Source organism: Bdellovibrio sp. BCCA (assembly GCF_037996825.1).
Classification (GTDB): Bacteria; Bdellovibrionota; Bdellovibrionia; order Bdellovibrionales; family Bdellovibrionaceae; genus Bdellovibrio.
This window is the reverse complement of the sequence record NZ_JBBNAC010000001.1, coordinates 3,334,840-3,354,139: the sequence shown is the minus strand read 5'-3', so window position 1 is coordinate 3,354,139 and position 19,300 is coordinate 3,334,840. Positions and strand designations below refer to the sequence as shown.

Sequence of the window (19,300 nt, the reverse complement as noted above, 5' to 3'; positions counted from 1 at the left end):
ACAATTTTCTGATAACAAGGAAATTGTATGAAGCTCGGTGTAGAAGTTTTGCTTTCCAATCCCAAAATGCTCAAGTCTCTCAAAGGGAAAAGAGTCGGACTTGTTTGCCATCCCGCGAGTGTTGACGAGAATCTTCAACACAGCTTGGACCTTCTTTCGAAGAAAATAAAACTTTCTTGCGCATTCGGTCCTCAGCATGGGGTGCGTGGGGATAAGCAAGACAACATGATCGAGAGCCCGGACTTCGTTGATCCTGTTCTTAAGATTCCAATTTTTAGTCTCTATGGTGAGGTTCGTCGTCCAACGGCCGAAATGATGGAGCATTTTGATGTGCTCCTTTTTGATCTTCAAGATTTGGGCTGCCGTATTTACACCTTCATCACGACTTTGCTTTATGTGATGGAAGAATGTGCGAAGCTTGGAAAAAGCGTGATCGTCTTGGATCGTCCGAATCCAGCGGGTCGTCCGATTGAAGGTTTTAAAATGCTTCCCGGCTGGGAATCCTTTGTGGGCGCGGCTCCGATTCCTATGCGCCACGGTCTGACTGTCGGCGAACTCGCACTTTATTTTAAAGACTTCTACACGATGAATCTGGATTTGCAGGTTGTGAAGATGAAGGGCTATTCACCGGAGAAAGGCCCTGGCTTCGGCTGGGATACAAAGCGTCCCTGGGTGAACCCGTCTCCGAATGCAGCATCACTCAATATGGCAAGAGCGTATTCAGGCACGGTTTTGATTGAAGGTACAACATTGTCTGAAGCACGCGGGACAACAAGAGCTTTAGAAATGATCGGAGCTTCCGATATCGATTTTGCTGAAGTTCTTTTGCGCATGAAAAAGAAAGCTCCGCAATGGCACAAAGGTGTGACTTTGCGTGAGTGTTACTTTGAACCGACTTTCCACAAACACGTCGGTAAACTTTGTCACGGATTCCAATTTCACACGGATGCAAAAAGTTATAAGCACGATCAGTTTAAGCCATTTCGTTTAACAGCATTGATGCTCAAAGTGATCCGTGAAATGCATCCCAAGTATCCGATCTATCGCGATTTTGCTTATGAGTACGTGCGTGACCGTTTGGCTTTTGACGTGATCAACGGCGGCCCTGCATTGAAAGACTGGATTGAAAATCCGAAAGCCACACCGAAAGATTTGGATGCGGCTTTAGCTAAAGGCGAAAAATCTTGGGCGAAAGAACGTAAGAAATATCTTTTGTATTAATTAAGAAAACGCCAGCTACTGTTTTGTCGGAGCTGGCGTTGTTTTTTGCTCTGGAACTTCTAAAGTATTCCAAGAGAAAGACTTCATAATCTGATTGCAGTTCTGCAAAGCCTTATTGAAATTCGCTTTATCATCCAAACAAGTCATGATGGCCACGCGGTCTTCATTTTTTAAAATCACTTGGCGGATTTGTTTGTTCTTAGAGCGTGAAAGCATATCGACAACTAACGCCGGACTTCCGTTCAAAGTAAAATTCTTGGCAGAAATCACCTCAAAGCCATAGTTCGGGTAATCGCGCATCCACTTGCGAGTGTAAAGATCCAGGGACGCGGTCTTTGCCACTTTATCCGTGCGAATGCTCAAGCTTCCATCTTTGGGATTGTCTTTGGAAGAAAAGCGAACGGTATCAAGAAGGCTTTGTTCAGAACCAGGAACCGGAACCCAGTTCGTGCCTTCCGTTTTTAAAGTGAATCCTTTGTGTAGGAAATAAAGACCTTTTTCGGGAGCCGTGAGCGCCGAAGAACTGGTGGCCGGATAAGGGGCCGCCAGACTGATTAAAGGTAAACTTAAAAGGATTCCTAAAAAGCTTTTCACTCTTTAAGAGTAGCTTGAGCCGGGGTCTCCAGGCAAGGGCCTAAATCGGTCGGCAAATTCACTATGTAAATTTGTTTCTTATCCTGAAATAAACGTACAAAGGCTAGACGTTCCGTAGATTCATTTGTGACCACAGGGGAAAACAAAGAGTCATTGCCCTTAAAAACGACCTGAGTGCATTGCTTCTCGGTATCATAAACTTCAATCTGGTACTGCTTTTCGCCCTTGCGGAGAATACTATAAAAAAGCCTTTGCGGCGCACGGGGAGCGAAGAAAAGATCGCGGTAAACCCCTTCACCCTTTTTTAAAACAAAAGGAATTTTCCCTTTAAGTTTAAAGAGGACAAGGCTTTGCTCCTCAGTTTTTAAATCTTTCTCAACCCAGGCAATTTGCGTGCGATCAGGCGTCATGGTTGGAAAACGTTTTTCTTTTTCTTTTGCTGCCGAAATCAAACTAACGGGAAGGTGTTTGAGGTCAATGCGATAAATTCCTAAAAGATCTCCGCGACGAGATGTCAAAAGAATAAACGGCTTTGTCGGGTGAGTAATAAACAATGGCTCGCCATCGTATCCCGGCTGTTGCGTGATACGAAGGATGTCGTTGCCGTACAGATCACTCATGTAAAGATCCGACGGGGGATAATCTTTATTGAAACTTTTATTGAGCAAAGGACTTTCTTTGATTTCGTCCGTGGTCGATGCATAAAGAATTTCTGCATCACTCATATAGATCGCATCAAATGCATCGCCATCAGAGAACGTCACGCGACGCTCTTTGTTTTTAAGCAGATCCATTTCATAAATCTGCGCACCTTTGTGAGTGGCACGACTGCGGCTCGTATAAAGAAGTCTTAAGCCGTCGTCAGAAAAACGGGGATGATCGTTGTCACCTAAAAATGTGATTTGCTTAGAACCTTTGGCAAGAAGATAGTCGGGAGTCAGAACGTCTTTTGTGATACTAAGGTGAGTGCATCCCACACATAACAACAACGCCGCAACTACCGTACTCATCCACTTCATATTTCAACCTTGTGCAATACCTTTTGAAGCAACGAAGAAGGATTGACCTTCTTAAGCTCCTTCAAATCCACCCATTCAATATTTTTTCCAGCTACTGATTTTCGCTGAGAGATCTGAATAAAGATATCATGATGTGTGATGTTGTGTTTGGCATCATAGGCTTTGGGCTTGTTTTTTTCCATCGCGATTTCGCCAGGAAAAATCATCTGCCCTTTCAAAAAGGGCGCGTAGTCATTCTTAACAAGAGCGACTTTACGGTCTTTGATCGCGACAAGGGGCTTCCAGACCCAGACTTCGCTTTCTTTGCGCGGTTTTTTCAATGGCAATTTTTCTACCAAATTCTTTTCGCGCGAAACACATGTCGCAGCCCAAGGACACAACATGCAAGTCACCTTTTGTGGAGTACAAACCGTTGCTCCAAGCTCCATCAACCCTTGATTGACAACATCCGATTGCCCCAAGGCTGCCAAGTCATCAGAGATCGTTTGCAGTTGCTCTCGGCCTTTGTTGTTCCACCATTCTAATTTCAATCCGTAACGGCGGGACAGCACGCGGATCACGTTGCCATCTAAAACGCCGACCTTTTCACCGAAGGCAATGCTGGCAACTGCGCGAGATGTGTAAGGACCAAATCCAGGAAGCTCTAAAAGTTCGGCGGCTGTTTGTGGAAATCCATTTTCTGCCAAGGCCTTAGCTGCTTTATGCAGATTGCGCGCGCGAGAGTAATAACCAAGACCGGCCCAAGCTTCTAAAACTTCGCTCTCTGGAGCTTTTGCCAAATCTTGGACTGTCGGAAACTTCTTAAGAAATTTTTCGAAATAAGGAATGACCGCAACGACTGTGGTTTGTTGCAGCATTACTTCGGAAAGCCAAATACGATAAGGGTCCTTGCTTTCACGCCATGGCAAAGCGCGGTTGTTCTTTTTGTACCATTGCGTAAGTTGTTTGTGGTCGAGTTTGTAGTCGTATTTTACAGTCATTCGCGGTAATGTAGTCTTCAGATAATTGAGGAGTCAATATGGAATACAAACCACTCAGCGGACGCGAATTTCCCCGATTTTCTGCGATTAAAACTTTCTTCAGATTGCCTTACGTTGCAATAGACGCAGACTACGAGGTCGGCATTTTCGGAATCCCTTACGATGGAGGAGTTTCCTATCGTCCCGGAGGGCGTTTTGCTCCAGCCAAAGTGCGCGACGTTTCAAGTCTAGGTCGTGGTTTTCATATGACTCGCATGGAAAACTTCTTTGAAAAACTCAAAGTAGCCGACATCGGCGACTGCCCGACAGTGCCAATCGATCAACGCCAAACTTACGAACGCATCGAAAAGTTTGTGGGTGAGGTTTTAAGTCACAATAAAAGATTCCTCGCCGTCGGTGGCGACCACTCAACGACATTGCCAGTGCTTCGCGCCCTTCGCAAAAAATATGGAAAGCCTTTAGCCTTCGTTCATTTCGATGCGCACTTGGATACATATCCAGCGGCTTGGGGGCAAGAATACCATCACGGCGCGTTTGCCCGTCATGCGGTGGAAGAGGGTTTGGTTGATCCAAAGAAAATGGTGCAAATCGGAATTCGCGGTCCTTTAGCTGGCGGAGACGATTTGGATTTCGTGAACAAACACGGCATTCGTGTGATCACGGTCGACGAGATTCGCAATCAGCCGATCACAGAGTTTTTAAAAACGCTTCCAAAGTTTGACGATACACCAACATACATCAGCTATGACATCGACAACTTAGATCCAAGCTGTGCTCCAGGCACTGGAACTCCAGTTCCCGGCGGCCTTACAACTTATGAAGTGCAAAGAATTTTCCGCGCCTTTCAAATTCCAAACTTAGTGGGTGGAGACGTCGTAGAAATTTCCCCACCATTCGATCACGCTGACATCACGGCACTTGCTGGTATGGATGCGCTCTTTGAAATGCTTCACTTATTCAAGAAAAAATAAAAAAAGGAGAGAGCAATCTCTCCTTTTTTATGCGGCAATTTTACTAAGAAGCGCGCTTAAGGTAGAAAGACGAGGGTCAAACTTCTCGTTTTCCATCAAATCATAAAGAGTCCTACGGCCTAATCCCGTCTTTTTTGCTAGTTCTGTTTTTGGTAGAGCTCGCAAATGGGAGATCAAGACATCTCTAAAAGTTTCGATGTCATTCTGGATAAGAGCATCAACCAAAACTTCAGCCACAAGTTTTTTATTAAGAAGAAGTCTTTCATTAGGATTAAACTTCTTCAATGTATTTGGCGAGGAGCTTTTGGGCTTTTTTAATGTCTTTGCTTTGGCCATTTTTATTTCCTCCTAAAAGAACGAGAATATTGTTTTGCTTTAAAGAAGTATAAACTCTGATTCCTGATGTCCATTTTAGTTCAATTAAGTTATCGAAGCGATTTACGAATCCCCAATGTCCCTCGATTTGAAGCCGTTCTAATCGGGAGGTGATGATCAATTGAGTTTTGGGATCCAATTTCTCAAACCAGCTTTGAAATTCTGGTGTTAGGAGGAGTTGATAACTCATAAACTCTTCCTTGGTTTTTGATTGTGCGGTATTCCGCACAAATAGTCAAGCTGACTTATTTCGTAAGGTGATTGCATATAAAATCCAATAACTTAGTTTCTTTCACCGTGGGAAATTACGAGGATTTGCGAAGTCTTTTTGTTGATGGCGATAAAGCTGATGGCGTCCACACTTGGATACCAATAGGTGTGGGGATCAACCCAAAAATCGCGAAGACCGTCTTTAAGTCTTAAAAGTTCCCACTGATTCTTGGCTTTTGTGCGAAGGAGAATCTCAATATCGCGGGGATTTTGGTAGCGATAGATCTGTGCATCCATCGAAGTCATCAACATGGTCATAAGCTCGGACCAATTGGAAGTGCGCAGGTTGTAGTCATTCGTGTCAATGAGCTCATCGAAGTCCGCTTGCAAAGCGTCTGGGGAACTTTGATAGAACTCAAACTTGAGACACGCAAACTCGGGATACTGTTCTTCAATGTGAAGACACTCGTTGCGCAGACTTCCTAGTGAAGAGGGAAAGTTAAAAGGTTTTAACTTAGCAAAACTAAATTGCGAAAAACCAAGAACCACCAAAAAAATAAAAACATTTTTCATAGAAAACTCCATGAGGAATGTCCAAATGCAAGCGTCTCGCCTAAGTGATGTCCTTTAAAACGAAACTTCAGCGAAGCTCATGTCCGAACTCTGGTAGTGTGACTTTCTCGAAAGAGAGCGGGCTTTTCGACAAGTGCTATGGAGCACAGTTTTTATGAATTTCCGTGACTGGTCTTCCCGCAAAAGAGCAAGGGTCTATGATAGAGGCATGACGACATCAGAAACTGGGGGAATTTATGAAAAGACAACTTGTAACAACTCTCATTTTTGTTTTTGTTGGGAGCTTTGCGCACGCCATGGGAGACTCTCCAAAACCTCAAACCACGACCGTGAGACCTACGTACAAAAACTATCATCGCCAACCCGCAACGACCTACCACTCCGATCGAGACTTGCAAGCGACGGCCCGTCGAAGTTTGGACCGAGACACTGGTTTTTCTGACGAAGCCAGAAACGTTAATATCCGTGTAAGAGGTGGTCGCGCTTCTATTCAAGGATTTGTACAATCTCCGGAAGAAAGTGACGCCTTGAAAAGAAAAGTGATGGCCATTGATGGTGTTCATCGTGTCGATGATAAAACTTCGGTCAGAGAATGAGTTTCATGATCGCGAGGCGAGCCCGAATATGACATAGGCTGAATCATTGAGTGACAACAAATCAAACTAAGAATGAGATAAGTCTATTTAAAATCGGAGGACTTATGAGATTATTCTTGGGCTTGTTGGCGACGCTATCTGTTTCATCGGCATTTGCTTACCGCGATGGCGTGTACAGTTGTATAACGGCTCCCGGAGTTCCAAATAGAATTATCAAAATCGATACGAAATCATTTTCTGGAGGCGTTGAACTGCCGTATGTCGAGATCACTCGATTCTTCCGCCAGAATCCCAATGATCCCAACTCTCCATTCGAAGGAACAACCGTCAAAGGTTTCGCCTCTGTATCTGAGATGAAGGGGCGCGAAATTCTGATGGTCGCGGCACTGCGTTTAGATTTTGTGAATGATGAACTTCAGAACTGCAAAAAATAGAAACAAAAAACCCGCTCTTGAAAGCGGGTTTTGTTTTTTTATGTTGGAGTAATTTCGTTTGGAGGAGTGAGACCTTTCTTTTTGATCTTCTCCACCAGTGTTGTGCGGTTGAGTCTTAACAATGCCGCTGCTTGGTTGCGATTCCATCCGGTTTTTTCCAAAGCCTTCAAGATCAACGCATTTTCGTAAGCATCAACAGCCGAGTTAAAGTCCATCCCGTTATCCGGAATTTCAAGACCGCCGACCTCCGAAGAAGTCATTTTGCCCGATTTGTATTTTATCGGAAGATCTGAAATATCAATGTGACCTTGGCCTTTAAGAATCGTCATGCGCTCGACCAAGTTTTCAAGTTCACGGATATTTCCAGGCCATGGATAATTCACCAAAGATTCCAAGGCATCCGGAGTGATTCCACTCAAACCGCGACCTTTGGTTTTATTAAACACATCCATAAAGTGTGTAAGTAACAAAGGAATATCTGATTTACGCTCGCGAAGAGCCGGAACCGCCAACGGAATGACGTTCAAACGATAGAATAAGTCTTCGCGGAAGTTGCCGTTTTCAACAGCCTCTTCCAAGTTGATGTTTGTCGCTGCAATCACGCGCACATTCACAGACACAGTTTTTGTCGAACCTACCGGTTCAAAACTACGCTCTTGCAAAGCACGAAGAAGTTTAACTTGTAAAGAAGGTTCAAGGTCACCGATCTCATCAAGGAAGATCGTTCCGCCATCGGCCATTTCAAAACGACCTACGCGATTGGCAATGGCTCCAGTGAAAGCACCTTTCATGTGACCGAAAAGTTCACTCTCAAGAAGTTCCGAAGGAATCGCACCGCAGTTGATCGGAATAAAAGGACCCGTTGCACGAGGAGAATTGTAGTGAATCGCGCGAGCGATCAATTCTTTTCCAGTTCCTGATTCACCTGTGACAAGGACAGTGGAGTCGGAATCCGCCACGCGTTCAATCAAACGCAAAACGCCTTGGATTTGATCGCTATTTCCGATGATTTGGTCGAACTTATATTTTTTATTTAATTCTGAGCGAAGCTGCTGGTTTTCTTGTTGCAACTTCTTATGAGTCAGAGCTTTTTCAATCAAGCTCATCAACTCTTCAAGATTAAAAGGCTTAGTAACAAAGTGGAAAGCGCCTTTTTGAGTCGCACGAATTGCAGATTCAATTGTCGCGTGACCTGTCAGAATAATCACTTCTGTTGCCGGGCTCATGCCTTTTAAATAAGTCATGAACTCAATACCGTCACCATCAGGAAGGTTGAGATCAACAATAGCTAAGTCAATATGAGTGTCGCCTTGGCACAAGACCTTTGCTTCTTCGATCTTGTTGGCAGTGATAACGTTTAGTCCTTTTCTATCGAGCACTCTAAACAGAGCGGTGCGGAGTGATGACTCGTCATCTAATATAAGAACTCTTTGGCTGCGCATGAACCGTCCTTCCATGGTGGGTTCTTTGGGGAAAATGTTCCCTTAAATTAGGATAGTGTGATTTTGACGGTACTGTCAAAAAATCCGCGCCTGGTAAGGCTTTCAGGACCTTAAAACTGGACGGGAGAAGGAAATTTTTGCCAGATTTTCCTGGCCTGGACCTGCTGAAAATTCGAGGTCGGCCTCGTGATCGCGAAGGATCTGTGAAGCCACAGAAACACCTAAGCCTATAGGAAGACTTGGATTTTTTTCTGGAGTTCCATTGTCTTTGATTAAAATCTGGGCAAGGTCTAGGGCGGCAGAAATTTCGATGTCGAGAATTCCTCGAAATCCTTTCTCATGGCGACTTCTATCAGTGACACGGTCGATAGAACTTTGCAGAACGTTCTTCAAACCTTGCGCCAACAAATTTAAATGCCCACGAACTGCAATGTCTTCACCAGGAAAGTGCAATTTCACTTCAATGCCTTGAGACTTCGTTTGCAGTTCAACAATTTTCAGTGCACGCAAGCACGCTTCTTTCAAACTCACATCGCCTTCTTGATCGGCGTTGGGATTGCGAGTGAAGCCCAAAAGATTTTGCACGATCTCTTTGCAGCGTTGTACACCGGCTTCCATCTCCACAATGTCAGGATAAAGAGGATTGTCAGGGCTCATATCCATTTTAATTAACTGAGTGAATGAAAGAATACCGCCCAAAGGATTATTCAACTCGTGCGCGATACTGGAACCAATCGTTCCAAGTTCCGCCATCTTCGCAGATTCAAGAATCTGTCTTTCCATTTTTAACTGCTGAGTGATGTCGTGATACAGATTCACGAAAACCGGAGGCTTATCAGAATCAAGCAAAAGACTTTGGCTAAAGACATCAAAACTTCGTGGTGTAGAGCTGCGCGATTGCACGCGGAAATTACTTCCGCGCTGGCAACCCGGACAAGGTTCGTCGCGATTGAAAAGAACTTTATAACATTTGCGAGACGTCTGTTCTTTTTCCTGTTCACGCAGACGTTCATCCAAAGCTTTGTTCGATTGAATGATATCGTAATTTGTATCAATCAAAACGACAGGGTCCGACATGGAGTTGAACGTGGCTTCCCATTGTTCTTTTAAAGATTCAGACTCTTTTAATTTCTGAATACGATCCAAAGCCAAAGCCACAGCTTCCGCCACACGAGTCAGAAAATCACTTTCTTCGCGAGTGAACGGATGATCGGGAGCGCGTAAGAAAAAGATCGAGCCCACTTTTTCGTGATGTCTAAAAAGAGGGACCTGCAATTGAGTAAAATTCAACTGCGCCTGCACCTGGCGTGCGAACAATTCATCTTGCGGATGATAAAACAAACGAATCCACGAAGTTTGCACGGTTGCCGCCATGGAGTCATTGAGCAACTGTTCAATCTCTCCCACGGAGCTTGCTTGGTGGACTGCCATCAAGGCGCGCTTAAAGCCTTCAATACGAGAGTTCGTTAAAAACAATTTACGACGAGCTTCCGTTAAAAACTTCGTTCTTTTTTGCACACGTTCTTCAAGTTCAATTTGCAAACGCTTTAGTTGCGCTGTCTGCTCTCGAATAAGAAGAGCCAAGTTTTCATCTTGCTTGCGCTGATTGGCTTCTTCGAGAGCCGAAAACAAATGCGTTTCTAAATCCGCATCGTTAAAGCTTGTCATCATTCGCGAAAAATTAAACTCTTCGTGAAGATATGCCATTTGATGGGCGGAAAAATCTTCCGGCACAACGGCGATAAACTGAATACCGGGCGAAGAGCGTTTGATTTCTTCATAAAATTCCGGAAATCTTTTTCCTAAGATCAAAGTCACAGACAAAGCGACAACATCATACGTGGAGTCCTGCATCCAGTGCCACGCCTGCTGAAGGTCGGTGGCGATGTGAGCACCGAGTTCTTGCAGCCTTGGATCCCAAGGGCCAATTAAAAGAAAACTGGCTTTTAAAGTCCGCATGTCGGGATCAAGTCCTTGTGATGAGTGATTGTGAAATCAGGATGGTCTTCGGGAAACTGGGGAATTTCTCCAACGTGTTCACCGTAAGCAAAGTAACAGGTGTCCGCTCCCGCGCGTTTGCCGTCACGAATCTCGCTTGAAAGACGGTTGCCGATACTGAGCAATTCGTGAGGTTGATGTCCTTCCAGGCGCAGAATATCTAAGAACGCGGAATTTTTTTTCTCTCCGACAAAACCATTTAAAATATAAATCTTTTTAAAATGGCTTTCGATGCCCAGAGCTTTGATTTTTTTAACTTGGGATTCATAAGAACCCATCGTCACTAAAAACAAATTATAGCGCGATTTTAAAGTCTCAAGATTTTCCAATGAATAGGGAAGCATCGGCAAATGAGCCGGCACAAAAGGATTATAAAACTCTTGAAGGGCATCGTGAATGGCTTTGCCCTCTTGATTTGTTCCATAACGAGCGGCGATCTGCGTGAAGATTTCAGTGTGAGATAAATTCGCAGCTAATTCGTGGCGCATTTGCAGGCACTCATCCAAACTGCATTGCAGGCCCGCTGCAATCATCGCTTCGCACGCTCGGCGCGACGCCATAGGGACTAACAATCCCGATGTGTCGAGCAGCGTGTCGTCTAAATCAAAAGCGATGGATCTGTACTTCGTCATCAAGAATTCTTTCCTGTGAGCAGCATCTCAAGGCCCGTTTTAAAATGCGGCCATACCAAATTCAAATCGATGTGCTCCTGCTCTTCAATACATATTACGGGGATTTGGTGTTCGATCCATCCGAACTGTCCCAAACTTCCCGGGGTGGGATAGCCGATGTCTTCCCGGCATTCGTATCCGGTTCCGGTAGCCAAAGTTTCAGCCGCCTTTTTTCCAGGAAGACCGGTGTAAACAACGCAAGGCTCCCACGAATGAAAGTGTACTATGAGCTGTGGCTTTTCGTCCTCAATGAGTTTCACCAAAGCCTGAACTTCCTTCTCACTTCCAGGCGAAGGGCCAGGGTAGTATCGAGGAGCTTTGGCGTCGGGGCTCCAATCGCGGCAAGGAAAGTTGCGGTTGAGATCCACACCGTTGCCGTTGATTCTTTGATTTTGAGAGTAACCGTCAGGATTGATACAGGGAATGAGAAGCCAAGGACGGATTTTTTCAGAATTCCGAGTTTCCTCTGCTTTGAGCCATGTGAGAAGTTCTTGCGCTAAGCGCACACCCTCGGGTTCATCGCCGTGAACTCCGCCGATAAAGAGAATCGGGCGTTCTGAAAAGTCACTCAAACTGTGTGATTTTTTATACAGCTCAATCGGTGTCCCTTTCGCGGTAAGGGCCCAAGAAGTTTGGTGAAAAATTTTTCCTTGCATGACATAATTAAGCCTGTTTTTTTCAGAGAAGAAAAGCTTTTAAAAGGAAGTTCGCACATGTCAGAAAAAGCATCTGAGAAGTTAACGGTGATCGCGCTCGCGGCAGGAAAAGGGACTCGCATGAAGTCACCTCTTCCCAAAGTCCTTCATCCCGTAGCCGGTCGCCCTATGATTGAAAAAGTGATTCAAGCTTCTAAACAAGCTGGTGCCGCCGAAGTTCGCGTGATCGTCGGTCACGGTCAGAACTTGGTACGCCAAGTGGTCGAACCTATGAACGTCGCTTGTTACGTTCAAGATGAACAACTAGGAACAGCACACGCGGTTCGTTGCGCAAAGCCTGAAACTATCGAAGGTGATGTTGTTATCATGAACGGAGACCATCCGCTCATTGAAGCTTCGGACATCAAAGACTTCGTGCGAATCTTCCGCGATGAAAAATGTGATCTTGCGGTTGTCACAGCTGTTGTGAAAGCTCCCGGTGAATTCGGCCGTATCGTTCGGCACAAAGGTGAATTGATGGCCATTGTCGAAGCGAAGGACGCTTCCGTTGACACATTGAAAATTGACGAGATCAATACGGGCATTTACATCGTGAAAGCGTCCGTACTTGCGGAATACCTTCCCCAAATCAAAAACAACAATTCCAAAAAAGAATTCTACATCACGGATTTGATCTCTCTTTGCATTCAGGACAAATGCCGCGTGCAAGCGATCAAGTCGACACCGAAAGTGGCGGTCGGCGTGAACAATCAGGTGGAGTTGGCAAAAGCGACTCGTTTGATTTTCAAACGCAAGGCTTTGCGTTTGATGGAAGAAGGCGTTTTGATGATCGATCCTCGCACAACGTATGTGGAAGAATCCGTGGAAATCGGCGCTGGGACAGTGATCTATCCGAATGTGTTCATTCGCGGTCGTTCTAAAATCGGTTCTTTCAGCGTGATTGAATCTAATTGTTTTATTTCCGATTCAGAAATCGCGGACAGCGTGCAAGTGCGCGGGGGAAGCTATTTGGAAAACTCAAAACTTCACAACCGCGTTTCTGTGGGACCTTACGCTCGTTTGCGTCCTGAAACAGAAATCATGGAAGAAGCTCACGTCGGAAACTTCGTCGAGATGAAAAAAGTGAAGTTTGGCAAAAAATCAAAAGCAGGACATTTAACATACTTGGGCGATGCTGAAGTGGGTGAAGAGGTCAACGTGGGTTGCGGCACGATTACATGCAACTACGCTGCGGATAGAAAGAAATATAAAACGAAGATCGGTAACCGTGTTTTTGTGGGAAGTGACACACAATTCGTAGCTCCCATTGAAATTGGCGATGATGCTATTATCGGTTCAGGTTCAACGATCACTAAAAACGTACCAGCAAAAGCTTTGGCCGTGGCTCGTGGAAAGCAGTTTGTAAAAGAAAACTACGCTCCTAAAGCCGTTGAGTCAGAGACAAAAGAGTAGGTGAAGCATGTGCGGAATCGTCGGCTATTTAGGCCCTCAAAACCCTAAAGATATTATTATCAATGGTCTTAAAAAACTTGAGTATCGCGGCTATGACAGCGCCGGTGTTGCGATTTTGGATCAAGGCAAAACCAAGCGCGTGCGTGCTCAAGGGAAATTAAAAGCTCTTGAAGACAAACTGACGAGCGAAAAATTCGATGGCCATATTGGTATTGGTCACACTCGTTGGGCGACTCATGGAAAGCCTTCTGAAAGAAACGCCCATCCTCACCAAGTGCGCGGAATCAATCTTGTGCACAACGGGATTATCGAAAACTATCTTGAGATCCGCGAAGAACTTTTGGCTCAAGGGGCAGAAATCACGTCAGACACAGACTCTGAACTTGTGGCGCATTTGATCGCCAACGAGATTGAAACGACGAAAGATCTTTTCAAAGCCGTTGAAGGTGTTTTGCAAAAAATCCGTGGCGCATTCTCTATTCTTGTGATGTGGGAACAGGAGCCAGATCGTTTGGTGGCCTTCAAAGACGGCCCACCTCTTGTTGTGGGTCTTGGTGCTAAAGAAGTGTTTGTGGCAAGTGACGTTCAAGCCTTGATCCAGTACACAAAACAATTCGTGTATCTTGAAGATCGCGAAATCGCGAATATCAAAGGTGCCGACGTGCAATTCTTCTCTGCCAATGGTTTCCCGATTCAAAAAAAGATCGTGGAACTGAACTGGAATCCAGAGATGGTGGAAAAGCAGGGCTACGCTCATTACATGCTTAAAGAAATTTATGAGCAACCGCGCGCTGTCGCAGCGGCGATTGAACCGCACGTCAATCCTGAAAACTTCTCTGTCGCTTTGAAAAACATCGGCTTTGGCGGTCAACCTGTTCAGAAATTAGAAGAGCTTGATGTCAAGGCGGACTGGGCAAAAACTCAGGAAGTATTTAAGAACATCGACCGCGTTTTCATCATTGCGTGCGGCACAAGTAATTATGCCGGTATGGTCGGAAAATATCTGATCGAGCAACTTGCAAAAGTCCCTGTCGAAGTGGATATCGCGAGTGAATTCCGTTATCGCAATCCTGTGATTCCACCAAAATCTTTGGTTGTCACAATTTCTCAAAGTGGTGAAACGGCGGACACTTTGGCGGCGATTCGCATGGCCAAAGAATTGGGTGCGACAACTTTGAGTATCTGCAACGTCAGAAACTCGACTATTGATCGCGAAGCTCACGGTCACTTGTACATGAACTCCGGTCCAGAGATCGGCGTGGCTTCGACAAAAGCTTTCACTAGCACGATGGCTGTTCTTCATTGTTTGTCGATTGCGATTGCGCGCACTCGCGGTACAATGAATGAAGCGACAGAAAAAGAATTGGTTAAAGCGATCCTCGCTGTTCCAAGTCAGATGGAAGGCGTTTTGGCTTATGACAAATATTTTGAAGAGGCCGCTTCAGGATTAAAACTTTTCCGCGGCTTCCTTTACATGGGCCGTGGCACAAGCTTCCCAATTGCGATGGAAGGGGCTTTAAAACTCAAAGAACTGGCTTACATGCACGCCGAAGGGTATGCGGCAGGAGAAATGAAGCACGGTCCTTTGGCGTTGATTGACGAGCGCATGGCGATCGTGATGGTGGCTCCAACAGATCACCTTTACGAAAAGACCATCAGCAATTTGGAAGAAGCCCGTGCTCGCGGTGGAAAAGTGATTTCCATCGGAACAGGCGAGAACGAAAAATTGCGCGCGATCAGTGAGTACTACCTTGCGATTCCAAAAGCGCATTGGACAGTGAACTCAATTCTGACAGTGATTCCGCTTCAGCTGATGTCATATCATCTGGCGTGCAGCTTGGGATACGATGTAGATCAACCGCGCAATCTCGCAAAGTCAGTGACAGTTGAATAAAAGTTTTAGTTCTCTTAATTTAACTGCCGGTCTTTTGCGCGTGATTGAAGAGATGGGTTTCACTGAGATGACACCCATTCAAGCGGCGAGTATTCCGCTTCTTCTTCAAGGCAAAGACGTCATTGGGCAATCTCACACAGGCAGCGGCAAGACCGCTGCCTTTATCATTCCTATTTTACAGAAAATTCAGATTGAGCTGCGCCAACCTCAAGCGTTGATCCTTTGTCCAACCCGAGAGCTATGCGACCAAGTTTTAAAAGAATGTCGTAAGTTTTCAAAAGCTTTCCCGGGACTGCAAACCGTGGCGCTGATCGGCGGACAGCCTTATCCACCGCAAACGCAAGCGTTGAATAACGGCGTGCACGTGGTTGTTGGAACTCCAGGGCGTACTTTGGAGCATCTAAGAAAAAATCATTTTCAAGCTGCTAGGCTAACCACTTTAGTTTTAGATGAAGCCGACCGTATGTTGGAGGAGGGCTTTGCTGGCGAAATGACAGCCATCATTGACGAGCTTCCAGCAAAAAAACAAACCATTTTCTTTTCTGCGACATTTCCAGAGTCCATCGAGGCACTCAGTCGCAAATATCAGAAAAATGCAGAGCGAGTCACCATCGATAAGGATGTCCAGGCCTCTCCGCAAATTAAACAGTATCTTTATGAAGCAGAGACCTCTCGAAAGATCGACACGCTTCTTCGGGTTTTGCAGCGCCATCCATCTGCCTGCACTCTTGTTTTTTGCCGCATGAAATCCACAGTCGATGAAATCGGTCAAAAGCTTGAAAGCATGAAGGTGAGCAGCGAGGTTTTGCATGGAGATCTGACACAACCAGAACGTGATCGTGCGACAGCTCTTTTTCGTAATGGCAGCAGACGGATTTTAGTGGCCACGGATGTGGCAGCTCGCGGCCTGGATATCGAAATGCTAGAGCTAGTGATCAACGTTGACCTTCCGGTCAGTCCCGAAGTTTACATACACCGTATCGGTCGCACGGGTCGAGCCGGTCGTCTGGGCACGGCGGTGACCATCGCAACCTCTCTTGAAGCTCTTAAAATTATGGAGATTGAACAAGCCACGGGCGTTAAAATGATTCGTCAGAGTTTAGGTTTTGAAAATCAGCATGGTTTGGGACCCGAGTTTCAAAAAACGACAGCCAAGACAATTCAGATCTCTGGAGGAAAAATCGATAAGCTCAGACCCGGTGATATCTTGGGAGCGCTGACAGCAGAACCCGGTGCTGTTCCTGCAACGGAAATCGGGAAAATTGAAATTCACGAACGCTTTAGTTTAGTGGCGATCAAGATGTCTGCCGCCGAAAAGGCCTTGCAGAAATTGCAGACAACAAAAATCAAAGGGAAGAAGTTTAAGAGCTACTTTGCTTAAGACAGCGTTATCCTGCAGCGTTGAATAATGAAAAAACAAAAAATTCCCTGATGAAGAGGGCTTTTTGGTTTGCTAAGATATTTACATGCCCATGAAAAAGGCGCTCAGTCTTCCCCATCTTATTTTTTACGGAATCGGTATGATTCTGGGCGCCGGTATTTATTCTATTATTGGAAAAGCGGCGGGAGTTGCGCAAGAAGGTTTATGGGTAAGTTTTTTGCTCGCGGCCTTGTGTGCCGCATTGACGGCTCTTTCTTACGCAGAGCTGGCGTCTCTTTACCCGCAAACGGGTGGTGAATATATTTATCTAAAAAATATTTTTCCGAGATTGCCTTATCTCGCTGTTCTTTGCGGTTCGATGATGGTCTTTGCAGGGATTTCAACGGCGGCAACCGTAGCTATGGCCTTTGCCGGATATCTGCAACAGTTTATTTCTGTGCCGGCAACTCTCACCACGATGACGATTCTGCTTGTTTTTACTGTTATAAATATCATCGGAATCAAAGAATCCAGTTGGATGAATATTGTCTTCACCTTTATTGAGATTGCCGGACTGATTTTGTTTATTGGGTTGGGGTTTCAATCAGAGAACTTTGGAAAAGTGTTATCGACTCCCACCTTGAATGGCGCTGTTTTTTCAGGAGCAGCTCTTGTTATTTTTGCGTATTTCGGATTTGAGAACATCGTTAATCTTGTTGAAGAAACTCGTGAACCTCGGGAGCTTCCCAAGGGGATATTGATCAGCGTTGCGATCTCGACGGTTCTATATCTGTTGGTGAGTTTAGCGGCGCTGGCCTTAGGATCGCCGCAAGAACTAGCCATGAGTGACGCACCTTTAAGTGACATTGCGGGAAAAACAAATCCGTTTCTTGCCAAGGCTTTAGGGGGAATTGCGATATTCTCGACGGCCAACACGGTTCTTATTTCAATGCTCTCTACCAGTCGCGTGATTTTTAGCATGGCTCGCGAGAAAGATCTGCCGAAATTGTTTGGGAAAATTTCTGTGAAACGGTCGACCCCGTGGATGGCCTCCGTCACCGTTTTTATCTTGGCGTTAACTTTGTTACCGGTCGGAGGGATTGAAGTCGTGGCTAGCGCCTCTTCCTTTGCGACGATGTTAGCGTTTTCGGTCATTAACTTAGCGTTGATTCATCTGCGTTTTGTTGAACCAGAAAAAGAGCGCTTCTTCAAAGTGCCGTTTTCCATAGGTAAATTTCCTGTACTGACGGGACTCGCGGCTTTGGTTTCAATAGCTTTTTTATTCTTCTTTAAAAAAGAAGTTTATTTCTTGGGAGCTTTTGTTTTTGTGGTGACGACGTCGGTGTACTTTTTTAGCCGGCGGAATTCATGAGATTGTAGAAGGACTTCACACGTTCCACAAAATCCACAGTCTCGTAACCGCGCGCGGGACCGTACTCCAGCTCCGCCGCGTATTCAGGATCTGCAAGTAACGGCAACACTTCACGCAAGTGGCGCCAAGAATAAGGATTGCGACCCATTTTCTCTGCAAGCTTCTGAGCATCTTTTAAGTGAGCAAGACCGATATTGTAAGCCGCCAGTGCTAAAGCCAAACGATCTTTGGGATTTAAATTCGCAGGTGTTTTATCCAACAAGTAGCGCAGATATTTTGATCCGCCCCAAATACTTTGCAAAGGATCGGTGCGATCTTCAATGCCCACGTGATCTGCTGTGTCCGTTGTTAATTGCATCAGACCACGAACACCCGTGAAACTGCGCGCATCCGGATTCCAATGCGACTCTTGATAAGCGACGGAAGCTACTAATTGCCAAGGAAGGTGATGCTCTTCAGCGGCTTCTTTAAAAGCGTCTTTATAGATCGGCAACGTCGAACGAATTTTTTTAAAGAACTTCGCGATGTCGCGCTTATTTAATTGCGCAAGATAAGTTTTATAACGATCCAGCACACGCATCACTTCGTCTTCGCGCGAGGCTTGTTGATACCAAGACTGCATCAAGCGCAAAAGATCCTGATTGTCCGGAGTCAAAAGCCAACTCAAAGAGTAAGATTCTGTTAACGCTGCGATTTTCTCAACTTGGGTGTGATAACGAGTGTAGAAATCTCCGCTGAAGTTTTCTGCGATCACGCAATCACTCTTTCCCTGCGGAAGAGTCGCGATCAAATCTTGAGTTTTCGTATTTTCAAGGATCTCCAACTGAACTTGAGGAGAAAGCTGACGAAGACGTTCGGAAAGTCCTAAGTAGTTATCTTTATTAAGGAGAGCGATTTTTTTGCCGTTCAAATCTTTGATATTTTGAACTTGCGATTTCTTGTGACAGTAAAGACTTAAATAAGTTTCTTCAAAGGCCGGGCTTGTTAAAAAGCCTATACTATTATGAGGAGTCCTCAATCGGGCCGCTGCCACGTCGCCTTCACCCTTCGAGAGCGCGCGGACCACCGACTCTTCATCCGGTAAAACCACGTAGCGTATTTTAATATTATAGTGGCGCGAGAAACTTTCCATCAGATCGTGATCGATCCCGAAGGCGTCGCCACGTTTGGGCTTACTATATATAAGAGGACTTTGCGTGGTAAGGACGACGACTTCACCTTTGGACTGAACCTTGGCGAGGCTCTCCTGTTCATCCCAATACATGGCATCGCAGCCATTCATGGCGATGGTGGTGACACCCAACGCTCCGACAAGGAACGCGCGGGTTAATTTCTGTCGAAATCTTAAAATCCTACCCATAACGTTCGGCCTAGCTACCTGATGGTGCGGAGCAGGGGCAAGGATTAAGAGCTTCAGGGACCCTTAAAAATATGAAAAATCGACAGTTCTTGCAGAAAATCGGCACCTCTTTGGAAAAATCT

Annotated in this window: 19 protein-coding genes; 8 read left to right on the top strand and 11 right to left on the bottom strand. The window is 45.5% G+C overall.

Translation table 11 applies throughout. From position 1 onward, the window contains the following. Positions 1-27: 27 nt before the first annotated feature. Positions 28-1,221 (top strand): exo-beta-N-acetylmuramidase NamZ family protein, encoded by a 1,194-nt coding sequence (locus tag AAAA78_RS16175; protein ID WP_340593123.1) that lies wholly within the window; start codon positions 28-30, stop codon positions 1,219-1,221. A gap of 15 nt (positions 1,222-1,236) precedes the next feature. On the opposite strand, the gene AAAA78_RS16170 is transcribed toward AAAA78_RS16175, so the two are convergent. The 3 genes from AAAA78_RS16170 to AAAA78_RS16160 are packed head-to-tail and all read right to left on the bottom strand — an operon-like array spanning position 1,237 to position 3,814. Further along, entirely contained in the window at positions 1,237-1,815 is a 579-nt protein-coding gene (locus tag AAAA78_RS16170) for a hypothetical protein (RefSeq protein WP_340593122.1), read from the bottom strand. After that, positions 1,812-2,834 carry a TolB family protein gene (locus AAAA78_RS16165; protein WP_340593121.1) on the bottom strand — a complete coding sequence of 341 codons (1,023 nt, stop codon included), beginning with the start codon at positions 2,832-2,834 and terminating at the stop codon, positions 1,812-1,814. The genes AAAA78_RS16170 and AAAA78_RS16165 overlap by 4 nt, the downstream gene beginning before the upstream one ends. Next, the gene (locus AAAA78_RS16160; RefSeq protein ID WP_340593120.1) at positions 2,831-3,814 is read right to left on the bottom strand and encodes an A/G-specific adenine glycosylase; all 984 of its coding nucleotides are present in this window, start codon (positions 3,812-3,814) and stop codon (positions 2,831-2,833) included. The genes AAAA78_RS16165 and AAAA78_RS16160 overlap by 4 nt, the downstream gene beginning before the upstream one ends. Positions 3,815-3,852: 38 nt before the next feature. Between AAAA78_RS16160 and speB the strand changes: the two genes are divergently transcribed. Then, positions 3,853-4,785: an agmatinase gene (speB, locus tag AAAA78_RS16155; RefSeq protein WP_340593119.1), complete on the top strand. Its 933-nt coding sequence runs from the start codon at positions 3,853-3,855 to the stop codon at positions 4,783-4,785. Between the two features lie 27 nt (positions 4,786-4,812). Here the strand turns inward: speB and AAAA78_RS16150 are convergent, their stop codons facing one another. From AAAA78_RS16150 to AAAA78_RS16140, 3 genes are all read right to left on the bottom strand, one after another. Next, entirely contained in the window at positions 4,813-5,121 is a 309-nt protein-coding gene (locus AAAA78_RS16150) for a hypothetical protein (protein WP_340593117.1), read from the bottom strand. Continuing rightward, positions 5,057-5,350 carry a hypothetical protein gene (locus AAAA78_RS16145; protein WP_340593116.1) on the bottom strand — a complete coding sequence of 98 codons (294 nt, stop codon included), beginning with the start codon at positions 5,348-5,350 and terminating at the stop codon, positions 5,057-5,059. The genes AAAA78_RS16150 and AAAA78_RS16145 overlap by 65 nt, the downstream gene beginning before the upstream one ends. 92 nt (positions 5,351-5,442) lie before the next feature. After that, positions 5,443-5,943: a hypothetical protein gene (locus tag AAAA78_RS16140; protein ID WP_340593115.1), complete on the bottom strand. Its 501-nt coding sequence runs from the start codon at positions 5,941-5,943 to the stop codon at positions 5,443-5,445. A 236-nt stretch (positions 5,944-6,179) separates the two neighbouring features. Here AAAA78_RS16140 and AAAA78_RS16135 point away from each other — a divergent pair, with 236 nt between their 5' ends. Both AAAA78_RS16135 and AAAA78_RS16130 read left to right on the top strand, forming a co-directional pair. Then, entirely contained in the window at positions 6,180-6,539 is a 360-nt protein-coding gene (locus AAAA78_RS16135) for a BON domain-containing protein (protein ID WP_340593114.1), read from the top strand. Positions 6,540-6,643: 104 nt separating this feature from the next. Then, a complete protein-coding gene (locus tag AAAA78_RS16130; protein WP_340593113.1) occupies positions 6,644-6,973 on the top strand; it encodes a hypothetical protein in 330 nt (109 codons plus the stop codon). A 38-nt stretch (positions 6,974-7,011) separates the two neighbouring features. Here AAAA78_RS16130 and AAAA78_RS16125 read toward each other — a convergent pair whose 3' ends face one another. The 4 genes from AAAA78_RS16125 to AAAA78_RS16110 all read right to left on the bottom strand — a co-directional run bounded on the left by AAAA78_RS16125 (position 7,012) and on the right by AAAA78_RS16110 (position 11,740). Continuing rightward, entirely contained in the window at positions 7,012-8,415 is a 1,404-nt protein-coding gene (locus AAAA78_RS16125) for a sigma-54-dependent transcriptional regulator (RefSeq protein ID WP_340593112.1), read from the bottom strand. Positions 8,416-8,517: 102 nt separating this feature from the next. After that, positions 8,518-10,374 carry a PAS domain-containing sensor histidine kinase gene (locus AAAA78_RS16120; protein ID WP_340593111.1) on the bottom strand — a complete coding sequence of 619 codons (1,857 nt, stop codon included), beginning with the start codon at positions 10,372-10,374 and terminating at the stop codon, positions 8,518-8,520. Next, a complete protein-coding gene (locus tag AAAA78_RS16115) occupies positions 10,362-11,045 on the bottom strand; it encodes an HAD hydrolase-like protein (protein WP_340593110.1) in 684 nt (227 codons plus the stop codon). The genes AAAA78_RS16120 and AAAA78_RS16115 overlap by 13 nt, the downstream gene beginning before the upstream one ends. After that, entirely contained in the window at positions 11,045-11,740 is a 696-nt protein-coding gene (locus AAAA78_RS16110; protein ID WP_340593109.1) for a M14 family murein peptide amidase A, read from the bottom strand. The genes AAAA78_RS16115 and AAAA78_RS16110 overlap by 1 nt, the downstream gene beginning before the upstream one ends. A 57-nt stretch (positions 11,741-11,797) precedes the next feature. On the opposite strand from AAAA78_RS16110, the gene glmU reads away from it, so the two are divergent. From glmU to AAAA78_RS16090, 4 genes are all read left to right on the top strand, one after another. Then, a complete protein-coding gene (glmU, locus tag AAAA78_RS16105) occupies positions 11,798-13,192 on the top strand; it encodes a bifunctional UDP-N-acetylglucosamine diphosphorylase/glucosamine-1-phosphate N-acetyltransferase GlmU (protein WP_340593108.1) in 1,395 nt (464 codons plus the stop codon). A gap of 7 nt (positions 13,193-13,199) precedes the next feature. Continuing rightward, positions 13,200-15,086 carry a glutamine--fructose-6-phosphate transaminase (isomerizing) gene (glmS, locus tag AAAA78_RS16100; RefSeq protein ID WP_340593107.1) on the top strand — a complete coding sequence of 629 codons (1,887 nt, stop codon included), beginning with the start codon at positions 13,200-13,202 and terminating at the stop codon, positions 15,084-15,086. Next, entirely contained in the window at positions 15,079-16,467 is a 1,389-nt protein-coding gene (dbpA, locus tag AAAA78_RS16095) for an ATP-dependent RNA helicase DbpA (protein WP_340593106.1), read from the top strand. Before glmS ends, dbpA begins: the two co-directional genes overlap by 8 nt. An 85-nt stretch (positions 16,468-16,552) precedes the next feature. After that, positions 16,553-17,818 (top strand): APC family permease, encoded by a 1,266-nt coding sequence (locus AAAA78_RS16090; protein WP_340593105.1) that lies wholly within the window; start codon positions 16,553-16,555, stop codon positions 17,816-17,818. Here the strand turns inward: AAAA78_RS16090 and mltF are convergent. Beyond that, entirely contained in the window at positions 17,799-19,178 is a 1,380-nt protein-coding gene (gene mltF, locus AAAA78_RS16085; protein ID WP_340593104.1) for a membrane-bound lytic murein transglycosylase MltF, read from the bottom strand. The two genes, AAAA78_RS16090 and mltF, sit on opposite strands and share 20 nt — an antisense overlap. Positions 19,179-19,300: the final 122 nt, after the last annotated feature.